The 26,060-nt window shown below is 64.9% G+C and carries 24 protein-coding genes; 5 read left to right on the top strand and 19 right to left on the bottom strand.

What is annotated here, in order from left to right; all coding sequences use genetic code 11:
* Window positions 1-361: 361 nt before the first annotated feature.
* From BFN03_RS06045 to BFN03_RS06035, 3 genes are all read right to left on the bottom strand, one after another.
* Entirely contained in the window at window positions 362-2,629 is a 2,268-nt protein-coding gene (locus tag BFN03_RS06045; RefSeq protein WP_070378251.1) for a polyribonucleotide nucleotidyltransferase, read from the bottom strand.
* Between the two features lie 314 nt (window positions 2,630-2,943).
* Window positions 2,944-3,213, bottom strand: coding sequence for a 30S ribosomal protein S15 (gene rpsO, locus BFN03_RS06040; RefSeq protein WP_070380666.1), 270 nt, complete (start codon window positions 3,211-3,213; stop codon window positions 2,944-2,946).
* Window positions 3,214-3,323: 110 nt separating this feature from the next.
* Complete coding sequence (locus tag BFN03_RS06035; protein ID WP_070378250.1) at window positions 3,324-4,298, bottom strand: bifunctional riboflavin kinase/FAD synthetase; 975 nt, start codon at window positions 4,296-4,298, stop codon at window positions 3,324-3,326.
* A gap of 176 nt (window positions 4,299-4,474) precedes the next feature.
* Between BFN03_RS06035 and BFN03_RS06030 the strand changes: the two genes are divergently transcribed.
* Window positions 4,475-5,188: a metal-dependent transcriptional regulator gene (locus tag BFN03_RS06030; RefSeq protein ID WP_157109564.1), complete on the top strand. Its 714-nt coding sequence runs from the start codon at window positions 4,475-4,477 to the stop codon at window positions 5,186-5,188.
* 4 nt (window positions 5,189-5,192) lie between these two features.
* On the opposite strand, the gene truB is transcribed toward BFN03_RS06030, so the two are convergent.
* The 10 genes from truB to rimP all read right to left on the bottom strand — a co-directional run bounded on the left by truB (window position 5,193) and on the right by rimP (window position 15,001).
* Window positions 5,193-6,110: a tRNA pseudouridine(55) synthase TruB gene (truB, locus tag BFN03_RS06025; protein WP_070380665.1), complete on the bottom strand. Its 918-nt coding sequence runs from the start codon at window positions 6,108-6,110 to the stop codon at window positions 5,193-5,195.
* Between the two features lie 65 nt (window positions 6,111-6,175).
* Window positions 6,176-6,859 (bottom strand): 4'-phosphopantetheinyl transferase Npt, encoded by a 684-nt coding sequence (gene npt, locus BFN03_RS06020; RefSeq protein ID WP_070378248.1) that lies wholly within the window; start codon window positions 6,857-6,859, stop codon window positions 6,176-6,178.
* Entirely contained in the window at window positions 6,856-7,785 is a 930-nt protein-coding gene (locus BFN03_RS06015; RefSeq protein WP_070380664.1) for a metallophosphoesterase family protein, read from the bottom strand. Before BFN03_RS06015 ends, npt begins: the two co-directional genes overlap by 4 nt.
* Before the next feature lie 129 nt (window positions 7,786-7,914).
* Window positions 7,915-8,916, bottom strand: coding sequence for a DHH family phosphoesterase (locus BFN03_RS06010; protein WP_070378247.1), 1,002 nt, complete (start codon window positions 8,914-8,916; stop codon window positions 7,915-7,917).
* Window positions 8,917-8,927: 11 nt separating this feature from the next.
* Window positions 8,928-9,410: a 30S ribosome-binding factor RbfA gene (gene rbfA / locus BFN03_RS06005; protein ID WP_070378246.1), complete on the bottom strand. Its 483-nt coding sequence runs from the start codon at window positions 9,408-9,410 to the stop codon at window positions 8,928-8,930.
* A gap of 115 nt (window positions 9,411-9,525) precedes the next feature.
* Window positions 9,526-9,816, bottom strand: a complete 291-nt coding sequence (locus tag BFN03_RS06000; RefSeq protein ID WP_070380663.1) for a DUF503 domain-containing protein — start codon at window positions 9,814-9,816, stop codon at window positions 9,526-9,528.
* Between the two features lie 113 nt (window positions 9,817-9,929).
* Entirely contained in the window at window positions 9,930-12,899 is a 2,970-nt protein-coding gene (gene infB / locus BFN03_RS20085; RefSeq protein ID WP_084385513.1) for a translation initiation factor IF-2, read from the bottom strand.
* A gap of 106 nt (window positions 12,900-13,005) precedes the next feature.
* A complete protein-coding gene (locus BFN03_RS20080) occupies window positions 13,006-13,359 on the bottom strand; it encodes a YlxR family protein (protein ID WP_084385512.1) in 354 nt (117 codons plus the stop codon).
* Between the two features lie 44 nt (window positions 13,360-13,403).
* Window positions 13,404-14,435, bottom strand: coding sequence for a transcription termination factor NusA (gene nusA / locus BFN03_RS05985; protein WP_070378243.1), 1,032 nt, complete (start codon window positions 14,433-14,435; stop codon window positions 13,404-13,406).
* The gene (rimP, locus tag BFN03_RS05980; RefSeq protein WP_070378242.1) at window positions 14,432-15,001 is read right to left on the bottom strand and encodes a ribosome maturation factor RimP; all 570 of its coding nucleotides are present in this window, start codon (window positions 14,999-15,001) and stop codon (window positions 14,432-14,434) included. The genes nusA and rimP overlap by 4 nt, the downstream gene beginning before the upstream one ends.
* Window positions 15,002-15,206: 205 nt before the next feature.
* Between rimP and BFN03_RS05975 the strand changes: the two genes are divergently transcribed.
* The 3 genes from BFN03_RS05975 to BFN03_RS05965 all read left to right on the top strand — a co-directional run bounded on the left by BFN03_RS05975 (window position 15,207) and on the right by BFN03_RS05965 (window position 16,938).
* Complete coding sequence (locus BFN03_RS05975) at window positions 15,207-15,740, top strand: hypothetical protein (protein WP_070378241.1); 534 nt, start codon at window positions 15,207-15,209, stop codon at window positions 15,738-15,740.
* Window positions 15,737-16,180 (top strand): ferritin-like domain-containing protein, encoded by a 444-nt coding sequence (locus tag BFN03_RS05970; protein WP_070378240.1) that lies wholly within the window; start codon window positions 15,737-15,739, stop codon window positions 16,178-16,180. Before BFN03_RS05975 ends, BFN03_RS05970 begins: the two co-directional genes overlap by 4 nt.
* Before the next feature lie 137 nt (window positions 16,181-16,317).
* Complete coding sequence (locus tag BFN03_RS05965; protein WP_070378239.1) at window positions 16,318-16,938, top strand: FHA domain-containing protein; 621 nt, start codon at window positions 16,318-16,320, stop codon at window positions 16,936-16,938.
* A gap of 15 nt (window positions 16,939-16,953) precedes the next feature.
* On the opposite strand, the gene BFN03_RS05960 is transcribed toward BFN03_RS05965, so the two are convergent.
* The 4 genes from BFN03_RS05960 to BFN03_RS05945 form a co-directional block, all read right to left on the bottom strand.
* Window positions 16,954-18,009 carry an alpha/beta fold hydrolase gene (locus BFN03_RS05960; protein ID WP_084385511.1) on the bottom strand — a complete coding sequence of 352 codons (1,056 nt, stop codon included), beginning with the start codon at window positions 18,007-18,009 and terminating at the stop codon, window positions 16,954-16,956.
* A 246-nt stretch (window positions 18,010-18,255) separates the two neighbouring features.
* Window positions 18,256-18,711: an Hsp20/alpha crystallin family protein gene (locus BFN03_RS05955; protein ID WP_070378238.1), complete on the bottom strand. Its 456-nt coding sequence runs from the start codon at window positions 18,709-18,711 to the stop codon at window positions 18,256-18,258.
* Window positions 18,712-18,878: 167 nt separating this feature from the next.
* Complete coding sequence (locus tag BFN03_RS05950) at window positions 18,879-20,609, bottom strand: acyl-CoA dehydrogenase family protein (RefSeq protein ID WP_070378237.1); 1,731 nt, start codon at window positions 20,607-20,609, stop codon at window positions 18,879-18,881.
* A gap of 66 nt (window positions 20,610-20,675) precedes the next feature.
* Complete coding sequence (locus BFN03_RS05945) at window positions 20,676-22,421, bottom strand: proline--tRNA ligase (RefSeq protein ID WP_070378236.1); 1,746 nt, start codon at window positions 22,419-22,421, stop codon at window positions 20,676-20,678.
* Window positions 22,422-22,493: 72 nt separating this feature from the next.
* Between BFN03_RS05945 and yaaA the strand changes: the two genes are divergently transcribed.
* Entirely contained in the window at window positions 22,494-23,237 is a 744-nt protein-coding gene (gene yaaA / locus BFN03_RS05940; RefSeq protein ID WP_070378235.1) for a peroxide stress protein YaaA, read from the top strand.
* Between the two features lie 15 nt (window positions 23,238-23,252).
* Here yaaA and BFN03_RS05935 read toward each other — a convergent pair whose 3' ends face one another.
* Both BFN03_RS05935 and cobA read right to left on the bottom strand, forming a co-directional pair.
* Window positions 23,253-24,764 carry an MFS transporter gene (locus BFN03_RS05935; RefSeq protein WP_070378234.1) on the bottom strand — a complete coding sequence of 504 codons (1,512 nt, stop codon included), beginning with the start codon at window positions 24,762-24,764 and terminating at the stop codon, window positions 23,253-23,255.
* An 11-nt stretch (window positions 24,765-24,775) separates the two neighbouring features.
* Window positions 24,776-26,002, bottom strand: a complete 1,227-nt coding sequence (gene cobA, locus BFN03_RS05930) for a uroporphyrinogen-III C-methyltransferase (protein ID WP_070380662.1) — start codon at window positions 26,000-26,002, stop codon at window positions 24,776-24,778.
* Window positions 26,003-26,060 lie beyond the last annotated feature (58 nt).

Below are 26,060 nucleotides of genomic sequence, written 5' to 3'. Positions count from 1 at the left end.
GACTCCGCCCGAGATCGGCCTCTCTGCGGGCGCACGCTACGGTGCCACCGGCTGTCGTAACGGGGCCTGTTCCCGCAGGTTCGCCACTGGACCGAGCCACACCACACCGTCTGAGATCACACCATCGAATGTAACACCGGATGAACAAGTCAGCCGGTGTGGAAATTGGCCAGCAGCGTTCCTACCAGCTCTTTTCCAGCCGCGTGCTTTTCGATCGCACGTCCGGATGCCCGATCGCGCGGATCGGCGAGCAGGTCCGCACATATCTGTGCACACCGATCTCGGCAGATGAGCGAAAGAGACCGACGGCCCCGCACGAGAATCGCGCGGGGCCGCCTGTTCGTTGTTGGGAGGGGAACTACTACTCAGCAGTCACTTCTTCGGCCTGCTCGGCCGGAGCCGCGCCCTCTTCCTCGACAGGGACCAGTGAGATCTTGCCGCGGTTGTCGATGTCGGCAATCTCGACACGCAGCTTCGAGCCGACGCTCACGACGTCCTCGACCTTGGCGATGCGCTTGCCGCTACCCAACTTCGAGATGTGCACCAACCCGTCCCGACCCGGAAGGAGCGAGACGAACGCACCAAAGGCAGTGGTCTTGACAACCGTGCCGAGGAACCGCTCGCCCACCTTGGGCAGCTGCGGGTTGGCGATGGCGTTGATCTTGTCGATCGCGGCCTGCGCGGAAGGGCCATCAGAGGCACCGACGTAGACCGTGCCGTCGTCCTCGATGGAGATGTTGGCGCCGGTCTCCTCGGTGATCGAGTTGATCATCTTGCCCTTGGGGCCGATGACCTCACCGATCTTGTCGACGGGGACCTTGATCGCCGTCACCCGCGGCGCGAAGGGACTCATCTCGTCCGGGCTGTCGATGGCCTCTGCCATGACCTCGAGGATCGTCGCCCGAGCATCCTTGGCCTGTGAGAGCGCGCCGGCGAGCACCTGCGACGGAATTCCATCGAGCTTGGTGTCGAGCTGCAGTGCGGTGACGAAGTCCTTTGTTCCCGCGACCTTGAAGTCCATGTCGCCGAATGCATCCTCGGCGCCGAGGATGTCGGTCAATGCGACATAGCGGGTCTCGCCGTCGACCTGATCGGACACCAGGCCCATCGCGATGCCGGCGACCGGAGCCTTCAGCGGTACCCCAGCGTTGAGCAGCGCGAGCGTAGAAGCGCACACAGAGCCCATCGACGTCGAGCCGTTGGAGCTGAGGGCCTCCGAGACCTGGCGGATCGCATACGGGAACTCCTCGACGCTGGGCAGCACCGGCATCAGTGCCCGCTCAGCCAGCGCTCCGTGACCGATCTCACGGCGCTTCGGCGAACCGACGCGGCCCGTCTCACCGGTGGAGTAGGGCGGGAAGTTGTAGTGATGCATGTAGCGCTTGCTGGTTTCAGGGCCCAGCGAATCGACCTGCTGCGCCATCTTGACCATGTCGAGGGTGGTGACACCCAGGATCTGGGTTTCGCCGCGCTCGAACAGTGCCGACCCGTGTGCTCGCGGAACGAGGGCAACCTCCGCCGACAGTGAGCGGATGTCCGCGATGCCACGGCCGTCGATGCGGAACTGGTCCCTCAGGATGCGCTGCCGCACCAACTTCTTGGTCAGCGACCGGAACGCCGCGCCGATCTCCTTCTCCCGGCCCTCGAAGTTCGAGGCAACCTCCTCGAGGACCTCGACCTTGACCTCGTCGGTCTTGTCGTCGCGCTCCTGCTTGCCCGCGATCGTCAGAGCAGCGCTCAGCTTCTCGGCCGCGGCGGCCTCGACAGCTGCGAAGACATCGTCCTGATATGCCGGGAATACGGGGAACTCACCGGTGGGCTTCGCTGCCTTGGCTGCGAGCTGCTGCTGAGCGGTGCACAGGCGAGCGATGAACGGCTTGGCCGCTTCGAGGCCTTCCGCCACGATCGCCTCGGTGGGCGCCTGCGCTCCGCCATCGATCATGGAGATCACGTTGTCGGTGGCCTCTGCCTCGACCATCATGATCGCAACGTCGGCGCCGTCACCGCTGCCGGAAACGATACGACCGGCGACGACCATGTCGAAGACGGCGTTCTCGAGCTGCGAGGTGGTGGGAAATGCGACCCACTGGCCCGCCTTGTTCTCCTCCGATGTGATGAGCGCTACCCGCACACCGCCGACGGGGCCGGAGAAGGGCAGTCCGGCGATCTGCGTGGAGGCGGACGCGGCATTGATAGCGACCACGTCGTACAGGTCCTGCGGGTTCAGGCTCATCACCGTGACGACGACCTGGATCTCGTTGCGCAGACCGTCGACGAACGACGGGCGCAGCGGACGGTCGATCAGTCGGCAGGTGAGGATGGCGTCCGTGGAGGGACGGCCCTCGCGACGGAAGAACGAGCCGGGAATCCGGCCCGCTGCGTACATCCGCTCCTCGACATCCACGGTCAGCGGGAAGAAGTCGAAGTGTTCCTTGGGGTGTTTGCTGGCGCTCGTGGCGGACAGCAGCATGGTCTCGTCGTCCAGGTACGCAACGACAGCTCCGGCGGCCTGCTGTGCGAGGCGCCCGGTCTCGAAACGAATGGTGCGGGTACCGAAGGACCCGTTGTCGATCACGGCGGTGGATTCGTACACGCCCTCATCGACCTCTACTGCGGAATCTTGTGTCATCTCTTCTCTTCACTTCCCTCTCGTCTTCGCCGTACCCGCGCGGGCGTTCTCGCCCTCCTGGCGAGAACTGCGCACCTCGAGGAACATCCCCCTCTCAATATTCGGGATGCCGCTCTGCGGAGGCGGTCGTCGATCGAAGTCCCCCGGACCGGGTCCGGAAAACCACTACCGAAGACCGACACCACAAGCTCAGGTGCGTACGGTAGCGCTGCCCTCTGCAGCTCTACGCCGATAGCCAGCGAGGCCCAGTTTAGGCAAGGCCTCGCTGGCTATCGGAGTGATCAGCGATCGAACGATCGCCGTGTCTTCTTTACTCAGCGACGCAGTCCGAGGCGCTCGATCAGCGAGCGGTAACGCTCGATGTCGACCTTCTGGACGTACTTGAGCAGGCGACGACGTCGTCCGACCAGCAGCAGCAGGCCGCGGCGGGAGTGGTGGTCGTGCTTGTGCGTCTTGAGGTGTTCGGTGAGATCGACGATGCGCTTGGTGAGCATGGCCACCTGCGCCTCCGGCGAACCGGTGTCGGTCTCGTGCAGGCCGTACTCGCTCAGAACCTGCTTCTTCTGTTCGGTGGTCAGTGCCACTTGTTCACTCCTGGTGATGACGTTCGCGCGCATGGGTCGAAACTCGGCGAGGCCACCACGAACCGCAGCACACGCCAGCACGCCACTTTACCAGCCGAAACGCGGCGACTTTACCGCGCGTCACCCGCCGAGGTCAGGATCTGTCTCACGCGCTCGGCGTCTCTACCCATGGCAGCGACGAGATCGTCGACGGAATCGAACTTTTCCATGCCCCGCAGGCGCTCCACGAGGTCGACGGCAACGTGCTGCCCGTACAGGTCGGCCTCTCGGTCGAGGACGAACGCTTCAACCGTGCGCGTGCGCCCGGAGAACGTGGGGTTGGTTCCCACCGAGACAGCGGCCATGTACCGCTCTCCGGATGTCACCGTCCCCAGATCGACACCGTGCCCGAGCACCGTGAACCACGCCGCGTACACACCGTCCGCGGGAATCGCGGCGAACATCGGCGGCGCGACGTTGGCGGTGGGATAACCGAGTTGTCGTCCTCGCCCGTCTCCGTGGACGACAACACCCTCGACTCTGTGTGGGCGCCCCAGTGCTTCGGTCGCAGCAACCATGTCACCTGCGTCGACGCACGAACGAATGTAGGTGGACGAGAATGTGACCGCATGCTCGGCAACCAGTGTCACGCCATCGACCGCGAACCCGAACCGGCTGCCGATCTGGCGAAGGAGGTCGACGTTGCCGGCCGCCTTCTTCCCGAACGTGAAGTTCTCTCCCACTACGACCTCTGCCACGTGCAGACGCTCGACCAGGACCTCGTGGGCGTAGCGCTCCGGTGTCAGCTTCATGAATTCGGGGGTGAACGGCATGACACAGAAAACGTCTATGCCCAACTCTTCCGCGAGCTCTGCGCGGCGGGCGAGCGTCGTGAGCTGGGCGGGATGACTACCCGGACGAACGACCTCCATCGGGTGTGGATCGAAAGTCATGAGCACGCTGGGTATTTCACGTTGCCGAGCAGCCGCCACCGCTCGACTGATCAACTGGGCGTGACCTCGGTGCACGCCGTCGAACACACCGATCGTGAGTACACAACGCCCCCAGTCGGCAGGAACATCGTCGAGACCACGCCATCTCAGCACAACTCGCAGCCTACGTCGCCGCACTCCGACGCCCGTCCCCGGACCTGTTGTCGGCCGCGGTCGCGGCCCTCGAGTGGGCTGCGACCTCACACTTCCGGCTGCCGAGTTCCGTCCCGGCATGACGCAGCATGTGTGTCGATGTGTCCGATGGGTAGGACTTGCCTAAGCTCGTGGACGTGGCAGTAAACAGTAATGACCAGCGTGTGCCCGAGCCCTCCACATCCGAGACCGGGGCGCTCTCGGCGGTGGCGCAGGACTATCTCAAGGTCATCTGGACCATTCAGGAGTGGTCGCAGGAACGGGTATCCACAAAACTCCTCGCCGAGAAGATCGGAGTGTCCGCATCGACTGTTTCCGAGGCTATCCGGAAACTCTCCGACCAGGGTCTCGTCGATCACGCCCGCTACGGGTCCATCGCCCTGACAGAAGCGGGCCGAGTCTCCGCGGTCGGTATGGTCCGCAGACACCGCCTGATCGAGTCGTACCTCGTTCAGGAACTCGGGTACGGCTGGGACGAGGTACACGACGAAGCAGAGGTGCTCGAACACGCCGTCTCGGATCTCATGATCTCCCGAATGGATGCCAAACTCGGTTATCCCGAGCGCGACCCGCACGGCGACCCGATTCCTTCCGTGGACGGCTCTGTGCCCGCACCTGCAGCCCGGCAGTTGAGCGATTTCGCGAACGGCGAGAGCGGTCGTATCGCCCGAATCTCGGACTCGGACCCAGCTATGCTGCGCTATTTCGACTCGGTCGGGGTAGCACTGGACGTCACCGTCACAATGTTGGAGCGACGCGACTACGCGGGCACCGTATGCGTCCGGCTCGGCGCCGAGGGCGAGGCCGTAGACCTCGGAAACCCTGCGGCCCAGGCCATCTGGCTCGTCTGAGCAGCTACCTCAAGGTCGCGGGCCGCACCACCATGACGGAGCTGGCGCGTTTTCCTCGCTCCTGGAGCAGGGCGATCGTGTGCCCACGCGGGTCGATGGCGGCATAGACGCCTTTGATTCCGATCGGTTCGAGCCACCGGCCCTGACTTATCGATTCGGCCTCGTCCGCATCGATCTGCCGGTGCGGGAACGCGGTCTGCGCGGCGGCGTCGATGTCGAGGCTCACCCTCGGCTCCTTCGCCAGTTGCTCGAGGGTGCATGCGTGCTCGAGCGTGAAAGGTCCGACACGAGTTCGACGCAGTGAGGTCAGATGTCCGCCGACGCCTATCAGCGCAATACCGAGATCGCGCGCCAGCGCCCGCACATATGTCCCGGAGGAGCACTCCACCTCGACGTCGAGGTCGACGAACGTTCCCTCCGTACGCCTGGAGACGACATCGAACCGCGACACCGTGACCGGCCGGGCGTCGAGTTCGACCGCCTCGCCCGCTCGGATCAGCGCATGCGCTCGCCTTCCGTCCACCTTTATCGCACTGACACTCGAGGGAATCTGGCGGATGTCCCCGGTTTGCGCATCCACCGCGGCGGCGATCTCCTCGTCGGTCACGCCGGAGGCATCGGCTTCGGCGACGGTCTCGCCTTCAGCGTCGTCGGTGGTGGTGGCCTGCCCCAATCGGATCGTGGCGGTGTACGCCTTCGTTGTCAACGCAAGAAGCCCGAGCATCTTCGTTGCCCGCTCCACTCCCAGGAGCAGAACTCCGGTGGCCATCGGGTCGAGAGTGCCGGCGTGGCCGACCTTTCGGGTATCGAGCAGCTTCCGACATCGGGCCACCACGTCGTGGCTGGTGATTCCCGCGTCCTTGTCGACGATGAGCAGTCCGGCACCGACGAGACCGGAAGAGGGCTTTTCACGCGCAGACACGAGCAGAGATTCTGCCAGTCGGCCCTCCCCGCCCCACTGCAAGGTGCCGACGAAATCAGCAACGACTATGTTTCGACGATCGCGGTGATGATCAACCCGTCGGTGACCAGCCACCGTCCGTCGAAAGACGCCAACGGCGGCCCGGTAACGGTCTCTCCCGAGATGAGAAGATCCGAGTGGAACGTGCCCGTGCCGTCCCCCGAGTATTCGAAGGTGATGTGCGCGTCCTCGAACCCGAGCCATCGCTGCGTGAGCGGGAACCACGCTTTGTATGTGGCCTCCTTCGCACAGAACAGCAGCCTGTCGCGGTGTAGCCGGCCGCCGCCATCCGCACGCCACCGGTCAGACGCGTCGGTGTCCGACAGCCATGCGCGTTCGACCTCGAGGCTGATCGCGCCCAATACGCCGTCGGGCAGCGCCTCGTGTGGTTCGGCGTCGATTCCCAGGGACCGTACCTGCATCGAGTGGCCGAGCGCAGCTCCGCGATAGCCGTCGCAGTGAGTGAGGCTTCCGACCACCCCCCGCGGCCATATCGGGGAACCCTTGTCACCGCGCAGAATAGGGCCCGGTTCGACCCCCAGCTTCGCCATGGCCAGGCGAGCGCAATGCCGGGCGCTGGTGAACTCTCGACGCCGTTTCTCCACTGCCCTCCCGATCAGGGCCTCCTCCTGCGGATGTGGACGTAGCCCCGGCGGGTCCTCGAACAGCTCCGAGGCCACGACACCGGGCGGCAGGATCCTCTCGATCACAGGTTCCTCCTCGCCCGCATCTTCTCCACCGCCGCTTCCTGCTCGGGGGTTACCTTGAAGTGCCCTCCCCACTTGTTCAATGTTCCAGGCGGATACTCGGGCACGGGCAAGATCTGCCGCAGCAGCCTGTCGGGAAGACCCCGCCTCTGCCACTCCCTCGGGTAGCCCAGCGAAACCTCTTCGAAGCGGACTCCGTCGTAGTAGGTGGTACGCGGGATGTGCAGGTGCCCGTACACGGCACAGACGGCACCGTAACGCGTGTGCCAGTCTGCGGTCAGTTCGGTGCCACACCACAGCGAGAATTCCGGATACCACAGCACCCGAGTCGGCTCACGCACCAATGGAAAATGGTTGATCAGGACCGTTCGCGTCCCAGCGGGCAGAGCATCCAATCGTGCCCGAGTCGCCTCGACCCGGGCGCGACACCACGCATCCCGGGTTCCATACGGTTCGCTCGAGAGCAAGAATTCGTCGGTAGCCACCACGTTCGCCTCGCGGGCGATCGACAGACCCTCCTCTTTCGTCAGGGCGCCATCGGGCAAGAACGTGTAGTCGTACAACAAGAACATCGGGACCAGCGTGATCGGACCGTCTTCCGCATGCCACACCGGGAACGGGTCCTCGGGAGTGATGACGCCGATCTCGCGGCACATAGTGACGAGGTAGTCGTAGCGGGCAACGCCGTAGATCTGCACCGGATCCTTCGCCGTCGTCCACAGCTCGTGGTTGCCCGGAACCCAGATGACCTGGGCGAAGCGGCTGCGTAGGAGTTTCAACGCCCAGCGAATGTCGTCCGTTTTCTCCGACACGTCGCCCGCGACGATCAACCAGTCTTCGGGCGAATCCGGGTAGATGTCCTCGGTGATCGGCCGGTTTCCACGATGCCCCACATGGATGTCACTCACCGCCATCAATTTGGGTGTCACGCCAACCGCCCTTCCGATCATGTTCTCCACCCGGCCATCTCGATCCGTGCCATGACTGCAGATCGGCCCCGGCCTGCAGCCCCGTGGACAACCCGGGCGTCACCGCGGGACATCTGCCGAGAAGTCTCTTCAGCCGAGCGAATCGACCAACGACGTCACTATCTCACTGGATGTTCCCGTTGAGGTGTAACCGGCGGCGAACCGATGACCGCCGCCACCGAGATACCTGGCTACGCGAGAGACGTCCACGTCCGACTTCGACCGCAGCGACACACTCCAACTACCATCTGTAGCTTCCTTGAGGACTGCGGCTACTTCGGCTTCCGAGGTGGTCCGGACGATATCTATGACACTCTCGACCTCCTCGGAGCGGAGGTCCCCGATGTCGGCCTGCCGAATGACCGCGAAAACCAGTCCGCGTCCCCCTGCCGCTTCGGGCATGAGAGTCGCCGACGCGAGCACCTCCGAAAGCATGGGCAACCAGCCGAAGGGATGGGTGTCGAGGAGGCGCCGGGCGATACGAGCACCGTCGATGCCGGTGTCGAGAAGCCTTTCGGCGAGAGTGTGCGTGCCGGGCTGTACCCAGCGGAACGAACCGGTGTCCGTTACCAAGCCGGCATACAGACAGTGCGCGAGATCGGCGTCGATGTCCACGCCCCACAAGTCGAACATCTGTGCCACGACAGCAGTGGTCGACTCGGCCGAGTCATCGATCAGGTTCATGTTTCCGAACCGCGTGTTGGATCGATGGTGGTCGATCACCAGCGTCTCACCCGCGTTCTCCAGACGATCGGCGAGCTTGCCGAGACGCCCCGCGCTGCCGCAGTCCATGGTGACCAGCAGATCGACGTTGCGGCGCACCTGACTTGCCGGAACCAGCAGGTGGGTACCCGGAAACTCACGCATCGACTCGGGCAACTCGTCCGGTGCACCGAACGCGACCTGCACCGGGATTCCCTTGCGCTCGAGCACCAGCGCCAGGGCGAGCCCGCTCCCGATCGTGTCGGCATCCGGTTGGACATGGCACAGAATCGTTGCCGACGTTGCGTTCTCGAGACGGGCGATCGCCTGCGGCAACTGCACCTCGCGGTGACTCAACTCGGACGCCGACGTCTCCTGGATATTGGTCATGTCGGTCGGTATCAGTCCGCTCGGCGGGAACCGGACGGCGCGTCGACGTCGTCTCCGTCCTCGACCCGAGGCTCCTTGTACGGGTCCGGGTCTCCCGCCGGAGTCGCTCCGGCTGCCGCCCGCGCGACTTCCTCATCGGCGGCCCGGGCACGAGCGAGGAGTTCCTCCATGTGACGGGCCGTGTCGGGGACCGTGTCGGCGACAAACTTCAACGTCGGTGTGAACCTGACACCTGTGCCTGCACCCACTTTGGAGCGCAGAACCCCCTTCGCCTTCTCCAAACCGGCCGCCGCAGTCACTAGATCCGGTTCGGTATCGAGATCGGCTCCCATGACGGTGTAGTACACCGTGGCGTCGTGAAGGTCGGCGGTCACCTTCGTATCGGTAATGGTGACGAACTCGAGTCTGGGGTCCTTGATTTCGTGATCGATCGCGGTCGCGACGATGGTGCCGATACGTTTGGCGAGTTTGCGTGCCCGGGCGGGATCCACCATGACAATCAGACTCCTCTCCCTGGCCACTCGATGAAATGTGAAGTTACGTGTCCGGCTGTGTAGTTCATTCTGCACGTCGCATCGCACGTGGGGCGCGGCGGGCAAGGTGACCGGGTTAATCCTCGGGGCCGAAAATCCTTCGACGGACGGCAAGGAGTTGCAGTTCCGGCAACTCGGCGACGTGCCGTTCACATGTGTCGAGCACCTCGTGGATGTGATCGACCGCCGAACTCACCATCGACACGCCGAGCATCGACCGTCGGAACCTGTCCTGCTCCCCAGTCTCGGCAGCCGCAACACCGTAACGGCGCAGCTCGGCCAGAACCGGTTTGACCATTGCACGCTTCTCTTTCAGAGATCGCACGTCACCGAGCAAAATGTCGAGCTCGAGCGCACCGACGTACAAAAGTTCCTCCTTCGGGAGGTGTGCGCTTCCCCGGCCGATCGATCGGCCGGGGAAGCGCACACTTCGACGACACTTCCGCCTGAGACTAGTGGGCCACCTCAGACTAGTGGCGACTAGTCACGCGGCTTTTCCCGAAGCTCGTAGACCTCGATGACGTCGCCGACCTTGATATCGGAGTAGGTGAGCGTCAAACCGCACTCGTAGCCCTCGCGCACCTCGACCGCGTCGTCCTTCTCCCGCTTGAGCGAGGAAATGGTGACGGTCTCGGCAACCACCGTGCTGTCACGGAGCAGCCTGGCCTTCGCGTTGCGACGGACGATCCCCGAAGTGACGAGGCAACCAGCGATGTTGCCGACCTTGGAGGAACGGAACATCGCACGGATCTCCGCCTTGCCCAATTCGACCTCTTCGTAGATCGGCTTGAGCATGCCTTTGAGGGCCTTCTCGACCTCGTCGATAGCCTGGTAGATCACCGAGTAGTACCGGATGTCGACGCCCTCGCGGTTCGCCAACTCGGTCGCCTTGCCCTCGGCACGGACGTTGAACCCGATGATGATCGCGTTCGACGCAGCGGCCAGGTTGACGTTGGTCTCGGTGACCCCACCGACACCGCGGTCGATGACGCGCAACTGCACCTCGTCGTCGATCTCGATGCCGTGCAGGGCCTCCTCCAAGGCCTCGACGGTTCCCGAGTTGTCGCCCTTGAGGATGAGGTTGAGCTGTGACGTCTCCTTGAGAGCCGAATCCAGATCCTCGAGGCTGATGCGCTTACGACTCCTCGCAGCCAGTGCGTTGCGCTTGCGCGCATTGCGCCGGTCGGCGATCTGACGGGCGATTCGGTCTTCGTCGACCACAAGCAGGTTGTCGCCTGCTCCGGGAACCGACGTGAAGCCGACCACCTGGACCGGGCGGGAAGGCAGCGCCTCGAGGACGTCGTCGCCGTGCTCGTCGACCATGCGACGCACACGACCGTATGCGTCGCCGGCGACGATCGAGTCGCCGACCCGTAGCGTTCCGCGCTGGATCAGCACGGTCGCGACGGGACCGCGGCCACGGTCGAGGTGCGCCTCGATGGCCACACCCTGAGCATCCATGTCGGGATTCGCTCGCAGGTCCAGGGCTGCATCCGCTGTCAGCAGAACAGCTTCGAGGAGTGCGTCGATGTTGGTGCCCTGCTTCGCCGAGATGTCGACGAACATGGTGTCTCCGCCGTACTCCTCGGTGACCAGCCCGTACTCGGTGAGCTGCTGCCGGATCTTGGCCGGGTTGGCGCCCTCCTTGTCGATCTTGTTGACCGCCACCACGATCGGCACGTCGGCCGCTTGGGCGTGGTTGATCGCTTCCACCGTCTGCGGCATGACGCCGTCGTCGGCGGCGACGACCAGGATCGCGAGGTCGGTGGCCTTGGCACCGCGGGCACGCATGGCCGTAAAGGCTTCGTGACCGGGGGTGTCGATGAACGTCACGAGACGCTCGCTGCCGTCGAGCTCCGTGAGCACCTGGTAGGCACCGATGTGCTGGGTGATACCGCCCGCCTCGGCCTCGCGGACGTTGGCCTTGCGGATCGTATCGAGCAGCCTGGTCTTACCGTGGTCGACGTGGCCCATGACGGTGACCACCGGCGGGCGGGACTCGAGGTCCTCTTCGCCGCCCACGTCCTCGCCGTAGGTGAGATCGAAGCTGTCGAGCAGTTCCCGGTCTTCGTCCTCGGGGCTCACCACCTGGACGACGTAGTTCATCTCACTGCCGAGCAGCTCGAGTGTCTCGTCGTTGACCGACTGCGTCGCCGTCACCATCTCGCCGAGGTTGAACAGCGCCTGCACCAATGCTGCCGGATTCGCGTCGATCTTCTCCGCGAAGTCGGACAGGGAAGCACCGCGAGCTAGGCGAATGGTCTCGCCGTTGCCACGGGGCAACCGCACACCGCCGACAGCGGGCGCCTGCATCGAATCGTATTCCTGACGCTTCTGCCGCTTCGACTTGCGACCGCGGCGCGGGGCGCCACCGGGACGGCCGAATGCTCCGGCCGCGGCACCACGCTGGCCGGGGCGTCCACCGCCACCGGGACGACCGCGGAATCCACCTGCGGGAGCGCCGCCACCAGGGGCTCCAGCACCCGCACCGGGGGCACCGCCGCCGCGGTATCCACCGCCGCCCGGACGACCGCCGGGAGCTCCACCTGGACGACCGGAACGGCCGCCAGGGGCCGGGCGCGCCGACCTGGCCGGCATCGCGCCCGGGTTGGGGCGGGGAGGCATCGAGCCCGGGCTCGGACGGGGACCACCCTGACCCGGAGTCGGACGAGGACCACCCTGACCCGGAGTCGGACGAGGACCACCCTGACCCGGAGTCGGACGGGGACCACCCTGACCCGGAGTCGGACGAGGACCACCCTGACCCGGAGTCGGACGAGGACCACCCTGACCCGGAGCGGGGCGAGGGGCCGGGCGTTCGGCCGGGGCCGAGGAATACGGGTTGTTCCCGATGCGCGGAGGCTTCGGTCCCGGGCGTGGGCCACCAGGCTTGGCGCCCGTGGACGGAGGAGCCGAAGCGGCAGGGGGTGCGGGTTTCGGCGCTGCCGAGGGCGTGGGTGCCGCCGGGGGCGCGGGTTTTGCCGCAGTCGGAGGCGTGGGCGCCGCCGGGGGTGCGGGTTTCGCAGGCGTGGGACGACCGGGCTTGGGGGCACTCGAAGCCGGTGCCGCCGGAGTTGCAGCGCTCGCTGCAGGCGCAGCCGGAGCTTGCGCCTCAGATGTAGCCGCAGGAGTCGCGGGGGCAGCCGGTGTCCGCGGTGCGGGCTTGGGACCGGGCCGGGGTGCACCCGGCTTCGCGGAGGTAGCCCGGGCGCTCGGCGCGGCCGCACCCGGCTTGGCCGCCGGAGCGGCCGCTGAATCCGTCGACGTCTTCGATGCATCCGTCGACGTCTCCGACGGGAACGACTCCCTCAGACGACGCGCGACGGGCGCCTCCACGGTGGAGGACGCCGACTTGACGAACTCGCCCTGCTCCTTGAGCGTTGCGAGTAGTTCTTTACTTGTGACACCGAGTTCTTTGGCCAACTCGTGCACGCGGGCCTTGCCTGCCACTGCTCTCCTCACTGATGAGGCCGAGCAGGAGGCTCCCCCGAAGGGGGGTCCGCACGACCTCGGGTTATCTCCGATGGACGTTCATCGCTGGTGCTTCACGGTGTGCTCATGAGTGCTTGTGCCTGTTCTGTTCGAGAGGTACTGCTCTGGGTGTGTGCCCTGCCAGTATCCAATGATCGACGACTGACGTGTCGAGACTGCCGGATACCCGTAGTGCTCTGCCGAAGGCTCGGCGTCGTTCCGCGAGACTCAAGCAAGCCTGGTCGGGGTGCAACCACGCACCTCGTCCGGGAAGCCTGCGCCTCGGGTCCGGGGTGAGTACGTGGCCTTTCGGCCCGCTTTCACCTACCACGACCCTGAGTAGATCGACAGCCAGCGCGCGCTCTCTACATCCTATGCAAGTACGCACCGGCGAACCGGGGCGCACGCGCGCAGGATCGGGAAGCTCATGCTGAACCATTGACCACTGTACCGCCGACTCGCCCCGATCTCCGCATTCCCGACTCAATGGCTGGTCGCTGCGGGTCCGTCAGCCGCATCCGGGCCCGGAGCGGCGTCACTGCGAATGTCGATTCGCCATCCCGTCAAGCGCGCAGCAAGACGGGCATTTTGCCCCTCTTTGCCGATTGCCAGCGACAACTGGAAGTCCGGGACGACCACACGCGCAGCCCGCGCCTGAGCGTCCACGACAGTGACGGAGACCACCTTGGACGGCGACAGCGCGTTGGCGACGAACTGGGCTGGGTCATCGTCGAAGTCGATGATGTCGATCTTCTCACCGGCGAGTTCACTCATCACGTTGCGCACGCGTTGCCCCATCGGGCCGATGCAGGCACCCTTCGCATTCAACCCCTGAACTCGGGACTGAACCGCGATCTTCGACCGGTGCCCGGCCTCGCGGGCGACGGCGACAATCTCCACGGAACCGTCTGCGATTTCCGGGACCTCGAGCGCGAACAGCTTCCTGACGAGGTTCGGGTGGGTACGCGACAACGTGATCTGCGGTCCACGTTGGCCGCGGGCTACACCGACTACGTAGCACTTGAGCCGCTCGCCGTGCTCGTAGTTCTCACCGGGGACTTGTTCCGCCGGCGGTATCAGCCCTTCTGCCCCGGCCGCCTCGCTGCCGATCCGCACCACGACCATCCCGCGGGAGTTGGCCCGCGAGTCGCGCTGCACGACGCCACCGACGATCTCACCTTCGTGCGTGACGTATTCACCGAAGCTGCGTTCGTGCTCGGCGTCGCGTAGACGCTGGAGGATGACCTGACGGGCGGTGGTCGCGGCGATCCGCCCGAATCCTTCCGGAGTGTCGTCCCACTCCTCCCCGATCATGTTCCCCTCGGAGTCGACATCGTGCGCCATCACACGCACGACGCCACTCTTGGTATCCACATCGATCCTCGCATGCGCCTGATGCCCTTCGGTGTGCCGATAGGCAGTCAGCAGGGCCGTCTGAAGGGTCGAGATGACCGTCTCGATCGAGATGCCTTTGTCCGCCTCGATGGCGCGCAACTCCTTGATGTCGATATTCACTTGTCCAACTCCTCTACTTCTCCATCGTCCGACGCCTCTGTATCCGCGGGCGCCACGCGGCCCTCGGGAATTCCCCCGGCCAGCTCCAACTCTCGTGGATCGGGTTTCGAGAACTCCACCTGCACAACAGCTTTGTGAACGTCACGGATCTGGACACGGCGAATGTCGAGGCCCGTACGCGAACCGACTACCACCGATACCGATCCACCGTCGACCGCGCCGATCCGGCCCACCACCGTCTCGTGCGCGAGGTCGATGCGCGCCTTCCGGCCACGGGCCCTGCGCCAGTGCCGCTCGTGAGTTAGTGGTCGGTCGATGCCGGGAGAGGTGACCTCGAGCGTGTACGGGGACTCGCCGAAATCGGAGACCGAATCGAAGACTTCGGAAATTTCGTGACTCAACTTCGCGACCGCGTCAAGTTGGAGTCCGGAGTCGCTGTCCACCATGATCCGAACCGCGCTGTGCCGTCCCGCCAAAGTGACGGCGACATCCTCCACGTCGTAGCCTTGGCCTTGAACTAGATCGGAGATGAGCTCCGTCACCCTCTCCTTGGATGGAACCGGCATCGGGAAAGCTCCTCGTTCAATTGTCATCGGTGGGACGTCTGTCATGGGTGGGCGTCCAGGTCGGGCGACGCCATGCTGCGCGCGCAGCACTGAACGCCCGACCCGACCGGCTCGCGCATCTAAGAGTAACGCCGATTCAGTCCGCCCGTGACCAGCCCTGGTCCTCGATTCCCGGGATCGGGACCCGACCTGGCACCATAGAACGGTGCTCAAGCCCACCTCGACCCGGCCGCCGACCCTTGGTCCCATCGTATCCCGGCGCGCCGCTATCCGGTTCGCAGCAGCCTCCACCCTCGGTGTCGCGAGTCTCCCACTGCTGACGGGGTGCGCCTTCGGCGAGGACTCCAACGCGGAAGCCGATTCCCTCGCCGCCCAATCCCGGTTGGCCCGCCGCGATGCCGCAGGCGCGGCTGCGGCGATTGCGTTGGCCCCGGACCGTGCAACGGCACTGGAACTCGTCCGCGTTCAGCGCACTGCACACGCTGATGCCCTGGACGCCGAAATCGCAAGAGTTGCTGGTGTTTACGCCGACGGAAGCGTAACCACCACGTCGCTTCCCCCATCGACGACACCGACGGTGCCCGCGCCACCACCGAGCCTGGATCAGCTGCGTGCCGACCTCGCCGAATCGCAGCGCAGTGCGGCCGATTCGGTGCGGATGCTCACCGCGTACCGCGCCGGACTGTGTGCATCGATCAGCGCCGCGTGTGCGACCTACTTGGCGGTGCTACTTCCATGACCATGCCTACGGCGGCCGAGGGCCCGAGCCTGGCCGACGCCCTAGCCACAGAACACGCAGCGGTGTTCGCCTACGGAGTGGTCGCGGCATTCTCCGATCCGACCCGAGCGACGCAGGTGGCCGCCGATGCCGCCGCGCACCGGGCCCGTCGTGACTCGTTGACCGACACACTGACCGCAGCCGGGTTGACCGCCCCCGCCGCAGCAGCGGGCTACACCCTGCCGTTCCCCGTTGTCGATCCGATCACCGCCGCCCAGCTGGCTGCCCAGACCGAAGCAGACATCGCAGTCGCCTGGCGAGCCGTGGTCGAGCACGGTGAGACGGAGGACACCCGCTCGCTCGGCGTCGCGGCACTCACCGACGCGGCAATCAGAGAAGCCAACTGGCGCGTTGCGCTCGGCACCGACCCTGTCACGGACCCTTTTCCCGGCCAGCCCTGAACACGCTCGGTGCCCCGACAGGGAACCTCGTGCCCACACGATCGTGACGTCCACCGATCCGTCCTCGACGGACCATCACTCGTGACCTTGATGATCGGACAGGTAGCGGGGCACGATTGACCCAAGGGGGTATCGCCGTGGACCGAAGTGCAGAGTCTCGACTGAGCTATTCCGACCGGGAGGGTCACCACCACAGCGTGAGCCTTTCGCCCGCCTCCGCGCGAGTCACGATTGGGCGCTCCGCGGGGTCCGACTTGCTCCTGACCGATGATGACGAGGTCTCACGACTCCATGCCGTGCTCGAGTGTGTCGGCACTCACTGGACCATCCTCGACGACGGACTCTCTCGCAACGGCACGTTCGTAAACGGCGAACGACTCTCCGGACGTCGTCGGCTTCGACAGGGCGACAACATCCGAATCGGCGGAACCGTGATTCGATACCTCGAGTTCGGCGCCACGGGCGACGAGGCCACCCGGATGGGCATGGAGATACCCGATGTTCGATCACTGACCGACACTCAACGTGCGATCCTCACGGCACTGTGCCGGCCCTACAAACACGGCGCGGCCTTTGCGAATCCCGCCTCGAATCAGCAGATCGCGCAAGAACTCTTCCTCAGCGTCGACGCGATCAAGACCCATCTTCGAGCATTGTTCGCCAAGTTCGGTGTCGGCGACCTTCCGCAGAATCAGAAGCGGGTCAGCCTCGCCGAGCGGGCCATGCGCAGCGGAATCATCAATCAACGCGATCTGTGATCAAGCGACCTCCGGTCAGCCGACCGCCATCAAGTCTCGAGAGTCTGGTTCCTCCGAATCGACGGGCCCCGAATCGACAGGCCCCGAATCGACTGGCCCAGCATCGACGGAGCCGGGGTCGACGGGCACAGGGCCGATCACACCCGCGTCGCCGTGCGTGATCCGGTCGATGAGACCGATGATCGCGAGCGCAACTTCGGTGGCGCGTTCGAAGATCACCGAGTGTCCCGCTCCGTCGACGCTGACGAGTTCCGAAGCCGGAAGCATCGAGGCCATCGCGGCGGAATGTTCGAACGGCGTGAGCATGTCCACCGAACCACACAGGATCAGTGACGGGATGTCGGCAAGGGCGGCCAGGGAGTGGCGTTCGTCGAACCCGAGCAGGGATTCGAGAAAGCTCGACATGGTGACCACAGACGTGGTGTTGGCCATCGCTGCCACCAGCACCGAGAGACGAGGGTCGATGACACGATCGCGGGCACCTACCGCCCGAGCGAGGGCCGCGCAGACCGCGCGGCCCAACCTCTTCGATCCGTGCATCATCCGGGGCGCTCGCCGTACCGCGGTGCGGAAGAGCGACACCGCGGGACTACGCAGATGGCGACCGAGACCCACCTCCCCCAGATCACATGAAGCTGTGGAGATCAGAGCCATGCCCACGACGCGTGAACCGATGACGCTCGGAGTCTGCCGCGCGTACGAGAGCGTGGCCATCCCGCCCATGGAGTGCCCGACAAGAATGATCGGACCGTGGGGTGCGACCGCGTTCAGAACCGTCCCCAGGTCGCGGCCGAGTTGATCGATCGTGTAGGTGGCGGCCGGGGCTTCCCCAGACGCACCGTGCCCTCGGTGATCGTAGAAGACCATGCGAACATCGCCTCGCCAGAATCGGACCAACTGCCTGCGCAAGGCCCACCAGCTTTCCGTGCGCAGGCAGTGACCGTGGACGAACACTACCGTGGTTGCTGCGTCGGGCGAACCGAAGTCGCGAACCGCCAGCGGCACTCCGTCATCTGTCCAGACCGTGAGGCGGCGGCCACCATCGCCATGTGCAACCGAGATGTTCGACATCTTGTCCTCCTCGGTTTCCTCGCTGGTGGCCGGTGAACGATTCCTCGTTGCTCGTCAACCACCTTGCCGCGGAGAGAATGAAGCAACCAGGATCCCCGGTGGTGAACCATCACCCCAAAGGTGTTGCTGTTTCCACACCAAGGGTTGGGCGCCCAGCGCGGGTCGGAACCGAGAGCGGATACGAACACGCGTAGGCCCCCTCGAAGGGGGCCTACGCGTGTCTCGTCTACCGAATCAGCTCAGGCGTCAGGTCTTGTCCGACGGACCCGCCTCGATCGTCTGGTGCTCAGCGGGGCCGAGGCTCGAGACTTCGATGCGGCGCGGCTTTGCCCGTTCGGCGAGCGGAATCGTCACACTCAGCACACCGTTCTCGTACGACGCCGAGATGCGTGCCGAATCGATGCCTTCACCGAGCGAGAGCTGCCGACGGAAGGTTCCGCTGAACCGCTCCGAGGCAAGCCATTGCACGTTCTCCTCGGACTGCGCACTGCGGTGAGCTGTCAGAGTGAGAGTGCCGGCGTCGACACTGACGTCGACAGACCCCGGGTCCACCCCGGGCAAGTCGGCGAGCAAAACGTAGTGGTCATCGACCTTGTAGAGATCCAATGGCATGAACCGGGGCTGGCGAGACGTACCCAGCTGGGTGTCGAAGAGACTCTTCGTCATGGATTCGAGATCACTGAAGGGGTCGAAGCGAAGCACAGCAACACACCTCCCATTTCGGACGAGATGCCCGCCACCGCGACGGGCAGCCAAGGTTCTGTGCATCAAACAATTTAGCACTCGACACCAGAGAGTGCCAGCAATGGGGATCTACGAAACCGTAGCTCTTCGAGTTCCGATCCCAAGATCCCCATCGCCGCTGCGACTTACGGTCGCATCTCGTAGGCTCCCTCGTAGCCTTCTACCTGAGCCCACACTCGTGCGAACCGCTCACCATCGACGACCGGGCGCCGAATAGCTCCGAGCGCCCACTTCTGCTGCTCCTCGGTTGCGGACGGCTTTCCGTGCAGCGCAACGGCATAGCCGGAGAAATCGCGGATCTGGAAGTCGAAGATCTGGCCGATCAGGTCGCGATCGAGACCGGTGATCTCCGCCTGCTCGAGAATGAGGTGGCCGTACACCACGAGCGAGAACAAGTGTCCGAGGTCGAGCAGGAAGTCGAGGTCCTTCTGCTGGTCCGTGCTCGGCGGAGCCGTCACGAGAAGTTCGCGCAGCGCTATCGCCTGCTCGTAGAACCGCGCCACGTTCGGGATGTCGGAGTACTTTTCGTAGATCCCGGTCCAGTCGTGGAACTGGATCTTGCCCGCGCCCCGGGTCGGACCCTGCGCCCAGAAGAACTCGTCGTCGGCGGCGTCGGTCCTGGTGCCGATCTCGGGGTACTCGGCGGGGTTGAGCATGTAGTTCGGCATGAACTTGAGAATCAGGCCGACATTGACGTGCACGGTGCCCTCTAGCTTCGGCAATGTGCCGATCAACTGGGACGCCACACGGAAGTAGGTGTTCTTCTCGTAGCCCTTCGCCGCGACCACGTCGTGCATCAGGGCCACGACCTTCTCGCCCTCCGAGGTGACCTTCGCCTTGGTCATCGGGTTGAACAGCAGATACCGGCGGTCTTCGAGGCTCGCGCTGCGGAAGTAGTCGACCGCGCGGTCACTGAACAGCTTCATCCCGACCATGCGGCTGTAGGCGTCGACGAAGTTCGCGCGTACGTGCCCGAAGTCGGTGACCGGGTTCCCGTACAGAATCCTGCGCCGTGCATGCGTGATCGCCTCGTAGAACGCGTGCTCGGAGATACCGATCGAACCCGTGCTGAGGTTGAACTTGCCGACGTTGACGGTGTTCAGTGCAGCCTCGAACGCCGCGACACCGGTGTGCAAGATGTCTTCCTCGCGGACCGGGTAGTCCTCGAGCCGGAACGCACTGACATACATCTGGCCGTGAACAACGTTGTCGAGCAGGTGGTATGCCGGATGGGAACTGTCGGCAACGAAGAAGACGTAGCCCTCACTACCGTCGACGTCGGTGCGCCGCCCGAACACCGAGACCATTCCCGCGACGTTGCCGTTGCCGATGTAGTACTTGTCACCGGTTGCGGTGAAAGCAACGCCCGAGTCCGCTTCGCCCGGAGTCAGCAGCATGTCCGTCGAGTAGACGTCGGCGCCGTGTTCCTTCTCCGACAGCCCGAACGCGAGAACTCCGCCCTCATCGAGCAGTTTCGCGGCTCGTTCCTTGGCGGCGCGGTTCTCACTCATCCAGATCGGACCGAGACCGAGGATGGTCACCTGCCACGCATACCAGTACCCGAGTCCGTAGAACCCGAGGATCTCACTGAGCGCCGCATTGCGCGCAGCATCCCAGCGCTTGTTGGGATCACCATCGGCGAACTCAGCGGGCGTCAGGAAGTTCGCGAACAGCTTCTCCTTCTTCGAGAACTCGAGGAAGTCGGCAGGCCACACTGCCCCGAGGTCGTCTGCGAGCAGCTTCTCCTTGCCCCGCGCCTCGAACCATTCGATCAGCGCACGTAGTTGCCTGCGCGTCTCCGGATCGAACTGCTCTGGATCGTAGGAGTTCGGATCGAACAGCAGAGAGTTTGCCACAGCATGCCTTTCGTCGAGATATGTCAAGCCACGCTAGCAGTTCGGGCGAAACGCCTGCGTTCGGGCTTACCGTCTCGCGGTCTTGACGATCTCATCACACGCTGCATCGACGGCCACCTCTCGGCTCGTTCCCGTGAAACGGTCACGTACCTCCACCATGCCCTCGCTCCAACCGCGGCCGACGACCACCACGAGCGGGATACCGAGCAGTTCGGAATCCTTGAACTTCACTCCGGGCGAGGCCTTGCGGTCATCGAGGATGACCTCGAGGCCCGCCTCGTCGAGTGCGCTCGCAAGTCCCTCCGCGCCCGCGCGGGCGTTATCGTCCTTGTTGGCAATGACGACGTGGACGTCGGCCGGTGAAACCTCCGACGGCCAGCGAAGACCCTTGTCGTCGTGGTGCTGTTCCGCGATGACCGCAACGAGTCGGGACACGCCGACTCCGTAGGACCCCATCGTGGGACGAACGGGCTTGCCGTTCTCACCGAGGACGTCGACGCTGAAGACGTCGGTGTACTTACGCCCGAGCTGAAAGACGTGACCGATCTCGATGCCACGTGCGGCAACGAGAGCACCGGCGCCGTCAGGCGACGGGTCGCCTTCTCGCACCTCGGCGGCCTCGATGGTTCCGTCCGGCGTGAAATCGCGCCCAGCAACAAGGCCGACCACGTGTTTGCCCATCTCGTCGGCACCGGTGATCCAGCTGGTTCCATCGACGACCCGGGGGTCGACGAGATAGCGAACCCCGTTTTCCTGCAGCGCCTTCGGCCCGATGTAGCCCTTCACGAGGAAGGGGTTGGCTTCGAAATCGGCCTCGGTGAGCAGTTCGAACTCCGCGGGTTCGAGAGAGGCGCCGAGCCGCTTGTCGTCCACCTCGCGGTCACCGGGGATACCGATCCCGAGCAGTTCCCACTTGCCGCCGGGTTGCCGAGTCTTGACGATGACGTTCTTGAGTGTGTCAGCAGCCGTGACGGTTCGGTCGAGACCGGCGTCGTTGGCCCAGTCGACCAGAGTCGCGATCGTGGGAGTGCCCGGTGTGTCGTACACCTGCGCCGCGGCCTGGCTGTCGAAGGGAATGGGCTCGGGAGCAGGGGTTTTCACCGCTTCGACATTCGCGGCATATCCGGACTCGAGGCATCGGACATAAGTGTCCTCACCGATCTCGCTTTCAGCCAGGAATTCCTCGGAAGCGCTGCCACCCATTGCTCCGGATGTGGCAGACACGATCACATAGTCGATGCCGAGTCGGGTGAAGATCTTCTCGTAGGCGTCGCGATGGGCCTGGTACGACGCGGACAGCCCCTCGTCGGTGAGGTCGAAGGAGTAGGAATCTTTCATCACGAACTCACGGCCGCGCAGGATCCCTGCCCGAGGACGCTCCTCGTCGCGGTACTTCGTCTGCACCTGGTAGAGCGTGACCGGGAAATCCTTGTACGAGTTGTACTCGCCCTTGACTGTGAGGGCGAACAGCTCCTCGTGTGTGGGGCCGAGCAGGTAGTCGCCGCCCTTGCGGTCCTTCAGCCGAAACAGTCCGTCTCCGTACTCGGTCCACCGGTTGGATGCCTCGTACGGTTCCCGGGGAAGAAGAGCGGGCAGAGAAATCTCCTGGGCACCGATCGCGTTCATCTCTTCGCGCACCACCCGCTCGACCTCGCGCAGCACGCGCAGACCCAAGGGCAACCACGAGTACACACCGGGTGCGACCCTGCGCACGTAGCCGGCGCGGACCAGCAGCTTGTGGCTGGGAACCTCAGCGTCGGCGGGGTCGTCGCGCAAAGTGCGGAGGAACAGGTGGGACAGGCGGGTAATCACGGAAAGTCAGAATAGTCGCCGGGGTCCGGCTCGGTCCGCACTGCCTCACCGAGCGACGGTAGGGTTTCGTGCGTGCTGGTGATACTCCCTCCGTCCGAAACCAAGTCCGACGGCGGTTCCGACGCGCCCCTCGATCTGGGTGAGTTGTCCATGCCGGAGCTCACCGAAACACGCGAGACGCTGGTTGACGCGCTGGTCACGCTGGCTGCTGATGTGGAAGCTTCCCAGAGCGCGCTCGGCCTCGGCCCCACCCAGATGGACGAGATCGAGCGGAACGCCAAGCTGTGGCTCTCCCCCACCCGGCCGGCACTCGACCGCTACACGGGTGTCCTGTTCGATGCCCTCGACGCGAAGTCGTTCACCAGGGCCCAGAAGGCGAAGGCACACTCGCGACTCGCGATCGGCTCGGCCTTGTTCGGCGCCGTCCGCGCGGGGGACCCCATTCCCGCCTACCGCCTGTCCGGCGGGTCCAAGATCCCCGGGCTCGGCACCCTCCGGTCACTGTGGAAGCCGGAACTGAGCAGGGCGATCGCCGGGGAGGCAGACGGACTCGTCGTCGATCTCCGGTCGAGCGCATACCAGCAACTCGGTCCGGTCCCAGAAGCCGTGATTGCGACAGTGCTCACCGAAAAGCCCGATGGCACCCGCAGCGTCGTCAGCCATTTCAACAAGCATCACAAGGGGCTGCTGGCCCGCGCCCTCGCCGTCTCGCGGGCGGAACCGACGGACGTCCACGGCGTTGCACGCGTCGCGTCGAAGGCGGGATTGCGCGTCGAGGTGGCGGCCGAGAATGAGCTGATCATTCTCACCGCCTGACCGAGGCGCGGGCTCTTACGTCTGCTGCGCAGCCTGAGCCTGGGCGACCTGCTGCGGGGTGAAGCGGATGAACAATGCGGCTGCACCTGCGATCAGAGCGCAGCCTGCGCTGCCTACGAGCGCGAAGGTATACCCCTCTCCGAGGGCTTCGAGCTGAGCCGGGGTCAACTCGGCCACCTTCCCCGAGATACCGCCGAGCGCCAGTGTGCGCGAGGTGGCCATCGCACCGACAACCGCGAGAGCAAGGGGCCCGCCGAGGGTCTGCGCGACCTGGGCGATGGCGGCGATCGGACCGATCTCCGTCTCCGGCACGCCTGCAATCGCGCACAGCGGGAGGGGAACGACGGCAAGTCCGACGCCGAAACCGATTCCGATGATGGGCGGGAACAGGTCTGCGAGGTAGGTGGCCGAGTCGTCGAGTGTGGAACCGTAGAGCAGTCCGACGACCATGATCAGTGCGCCCGTGATCACCAGCCACCGGGGTTGAATTCGCACTGCGAGCCTGGAAGCGAGCGCCGCAGCAGCCCCCAGTCCGAACGCGAACGGAATGAAGCCCAGACCCGCCTCCAGGGGGCTGTAACCGAGGATGTCTTGGACGAACAACGCGACAAACGCCGCGACGGTGAACATCACCGCGCCCGCGAAGAAGATCGCCACCAAGGTCGCGACCCGATTCTTGTCTGCGAACAACGAGAACGGCAGCAGCGGGTTGTCGGCGGTGCGCTCCACGTAGAGAAACAGACCGAACAACATCAGGCCGCCAACCAGGGAACCGATCACGTACGGACTGGTCCAACCGAGTTCCGGGCCTTCAGTGAGCGCGAACACCACGCCGGTCGCCGCGATCGTTGCCAGCACCGCGCCCCGCACGTCAAGGGCAAGGCGCTCTCGCACGGTCTCCTCGAGTGCGATGACCGCGCAGATCACGATGGCCGCACCTATAGGCACGTTGATCAGGAAGATCAGACGCCAGGACACCTCGGTGAGCGCGCCGCCGATGACCAGACCGGCGATCGATCCGATTCCTGTCATGGCTGCGAAGATTGCAATGGCCTGGTTGCGTGCGGGCCCCGCAGCGAAGGTGGTTGCGACCAGTGCCAACGCCGTCGGTGATGCGACCGCCGCTCCGGCACCCTGGAGGAATCGGGCAGCGACCAGCATGAGCTCACCCATTGCCAGGCCGCACAGCAGCGACGCGACAGTGAAGAGCGCGACACCGAAGATGAACATCTTCTTCCGGCCGAAGGCGTCCCCGAGTCGGCCACCGAGCAGCATGAGACCGCCGAACGCCAGTGCATACGACGTGAGCACCCAGTTGCGGCCGCTGTCGCTGAGGCCCAGATCCTCCTGCAGAGGTGCGAGCGCCAGGTTCGCGACGGTGCCGTCGAGCACCACCATCATCTGAAGTCCACTGAGCACGATGATGGCCAGACCCATCACGCGGGTAGCTGCGGTGGGGGTCACTGGAATCTTCGGCGAAGCAACATCCGACGCTGATTCGGTTTCAGGTACTCGGGAGTCAGACACGGTCGATCACGTTACCCAGCGTCCACAGAAAACCCGGCGACCGGTCCGATCACCACGATGGCAGGCGGACGGATTTGCTCTTCTTTGACCCGAGCCGCGACGGTCTCGAGATCGGCGCGCAGCGTACGTTGTGTTCGCAATGTGCCCTCCTGAACGACCGTGACCGGTGTAGCGGCAGCACGCCCGCCCCGCATCAACGCCGTCGCGAAGGCCTCGATGCGCTCGACGGCCATCAACAACACAATGGTGCCCTTCAACCGGGCGAGCGCGGACCAGTCGACGAGGGAATCAGGATGGTCAGGTGCTACGTGGCCGCTGACGACGACGAACTCGTGAGTGACGCCTCGATGTGTCACCGGAATGCCTGCCGCAGACGGGACCGAAATCGCGCTGGTGATTCCGGGAACGACAGTCACCGGAACACCCGCCGCGGCACACGCCTCGACCTCCTCGTACCCCCGCCCGAAGACGTACGGATCGCCGCCTTTGAGGCGAACGACGAACTTTCCGGCCCTCGCGTTCTCGATGAGTGTGGCGTTGATCGCTTCCTGTGCCATCGCGCGACCGTACGGGATCTTCGCGGCGTCGATCACCTCGACGTCCGGTCCCAGTTCGGCGAGCAACTCCGGCGGTGCCAGGCGGTCCGCTACCACGACGTCCGCACGGGCGAGGAGACGCCGGCCACGCACCGTGATCAGGTCGGGATCGCCCGGTCCTCCACCGACGAGTGCGACGCCGGCCGCCGGCGGCTCGGCGGTGTCGGCGACTGTGCCCGACTGCAGACCCTCCACCAACGCTGTTCGCACAGACGCGGACCGCCTGTGGTCGCCTCCAGCCAGGACGCCGATACTCATGCCGTCGTATCGAGCGCTCGCCGGTGTGACCGCCGTGCCACGACGGGCATTGTCGGCCCGGACACAGAAGATCCGATTGCGCTCGGCCTCGGCGACGATCGCCGCATTGGTCTCGGGTTCGTCGGTGCAGGCGATGGCATACCAAGCTCCGTCGAGGTCGCCGTCTCGGAATTCGCGCAGTTCCAGCGTGATCTGCCCAGCCGTGGCCATTCCCTCGACCGCCGGCGTGACCGCGCGACTGATCAGATGAACGCGTGCGCCCGAGGCAACGAGCGTTCCGAGCCTGCGCTGCGCCACCGTTCCGCCGCCAACTACGACCACTCGGCGACCGGCCAGGTTGAGTCCGACCAGGTAGTTGGTCTCGTCTCCGGTGGCAGCAGGCACGCGCACTCCCCGTTCTCCTGAAAATTGTGCAACTGTCTTCTTCGAACCCAGTGTCGTT

Source organism: Rhodococcus sp. WMMA185 (assembly GCF_001767395.1).
Lineage (GTDB): Bacteria > Actinomycetota > Actinomycetes > Mycobacteriales > Mycobacteriaceae > Rhodococcus_F.
Note: the sequence above shows the minus strand (reverse complement) of the source record. Positions and strands in the feature narration are given on the sequence as shown.

What these genes read in the sequence shown, in the direction of transcription:
- BFN03_RS06045 (WP_070378251.1), bottom strand. Translation starts at nt 2,629, where the DNA reads ATGACACAAGATTCCGCAGTAGAGGTCGATGAGGGCGTGTACGAATCC.
- BFN03_RS06010 (WP_070378247.1), bottom strand. Translation starts at nt 8,916, where the DNA reads ATGACCAATATCCAGGAGACGTCGGCGTCCGAGTTGAGTCACCGCGAG.
- rbfA (WP_070378246.1), bottom strand. Translation starts at nt 9,410, where the DNA reads ATGGTGGATCCCGCCCGGGCACGCAAACTCGCCAAACGTATCGGCACC.
- BFN03_RS20080 (WP_084385512.1), bottom strand. Translation starts at nt 13,359, where the DNA reads ATGGTTCAGCATGAGCTTCCCGATCCTGCGCGCGTGCGCCCCGGTTCG.
- rimP (WP_070378242.1), bottom strand. Translation starts at nt 15,001, where the DNA reads ATGCCGGTTCCATCCAAGGAGAGGGTGACGGAGCTCATCTCCGATCTA.
- BFN03_RS05970 (WP_070378240.1), top strand. Translation starts at nt 15,737, where the DNA reads ATGACCATGCCTACGGCGGCCGAGGGCCCGAGCCTGGCCGACGCCCTA.
- BFN03_RS05960 (WP_084385511.1), bottom strand. Translation starts at nt 18,009, where the DNA reads ATGTCGAACATCTCGGTTGCACATGGCGATGGTGGCCGCCGCCTCACG.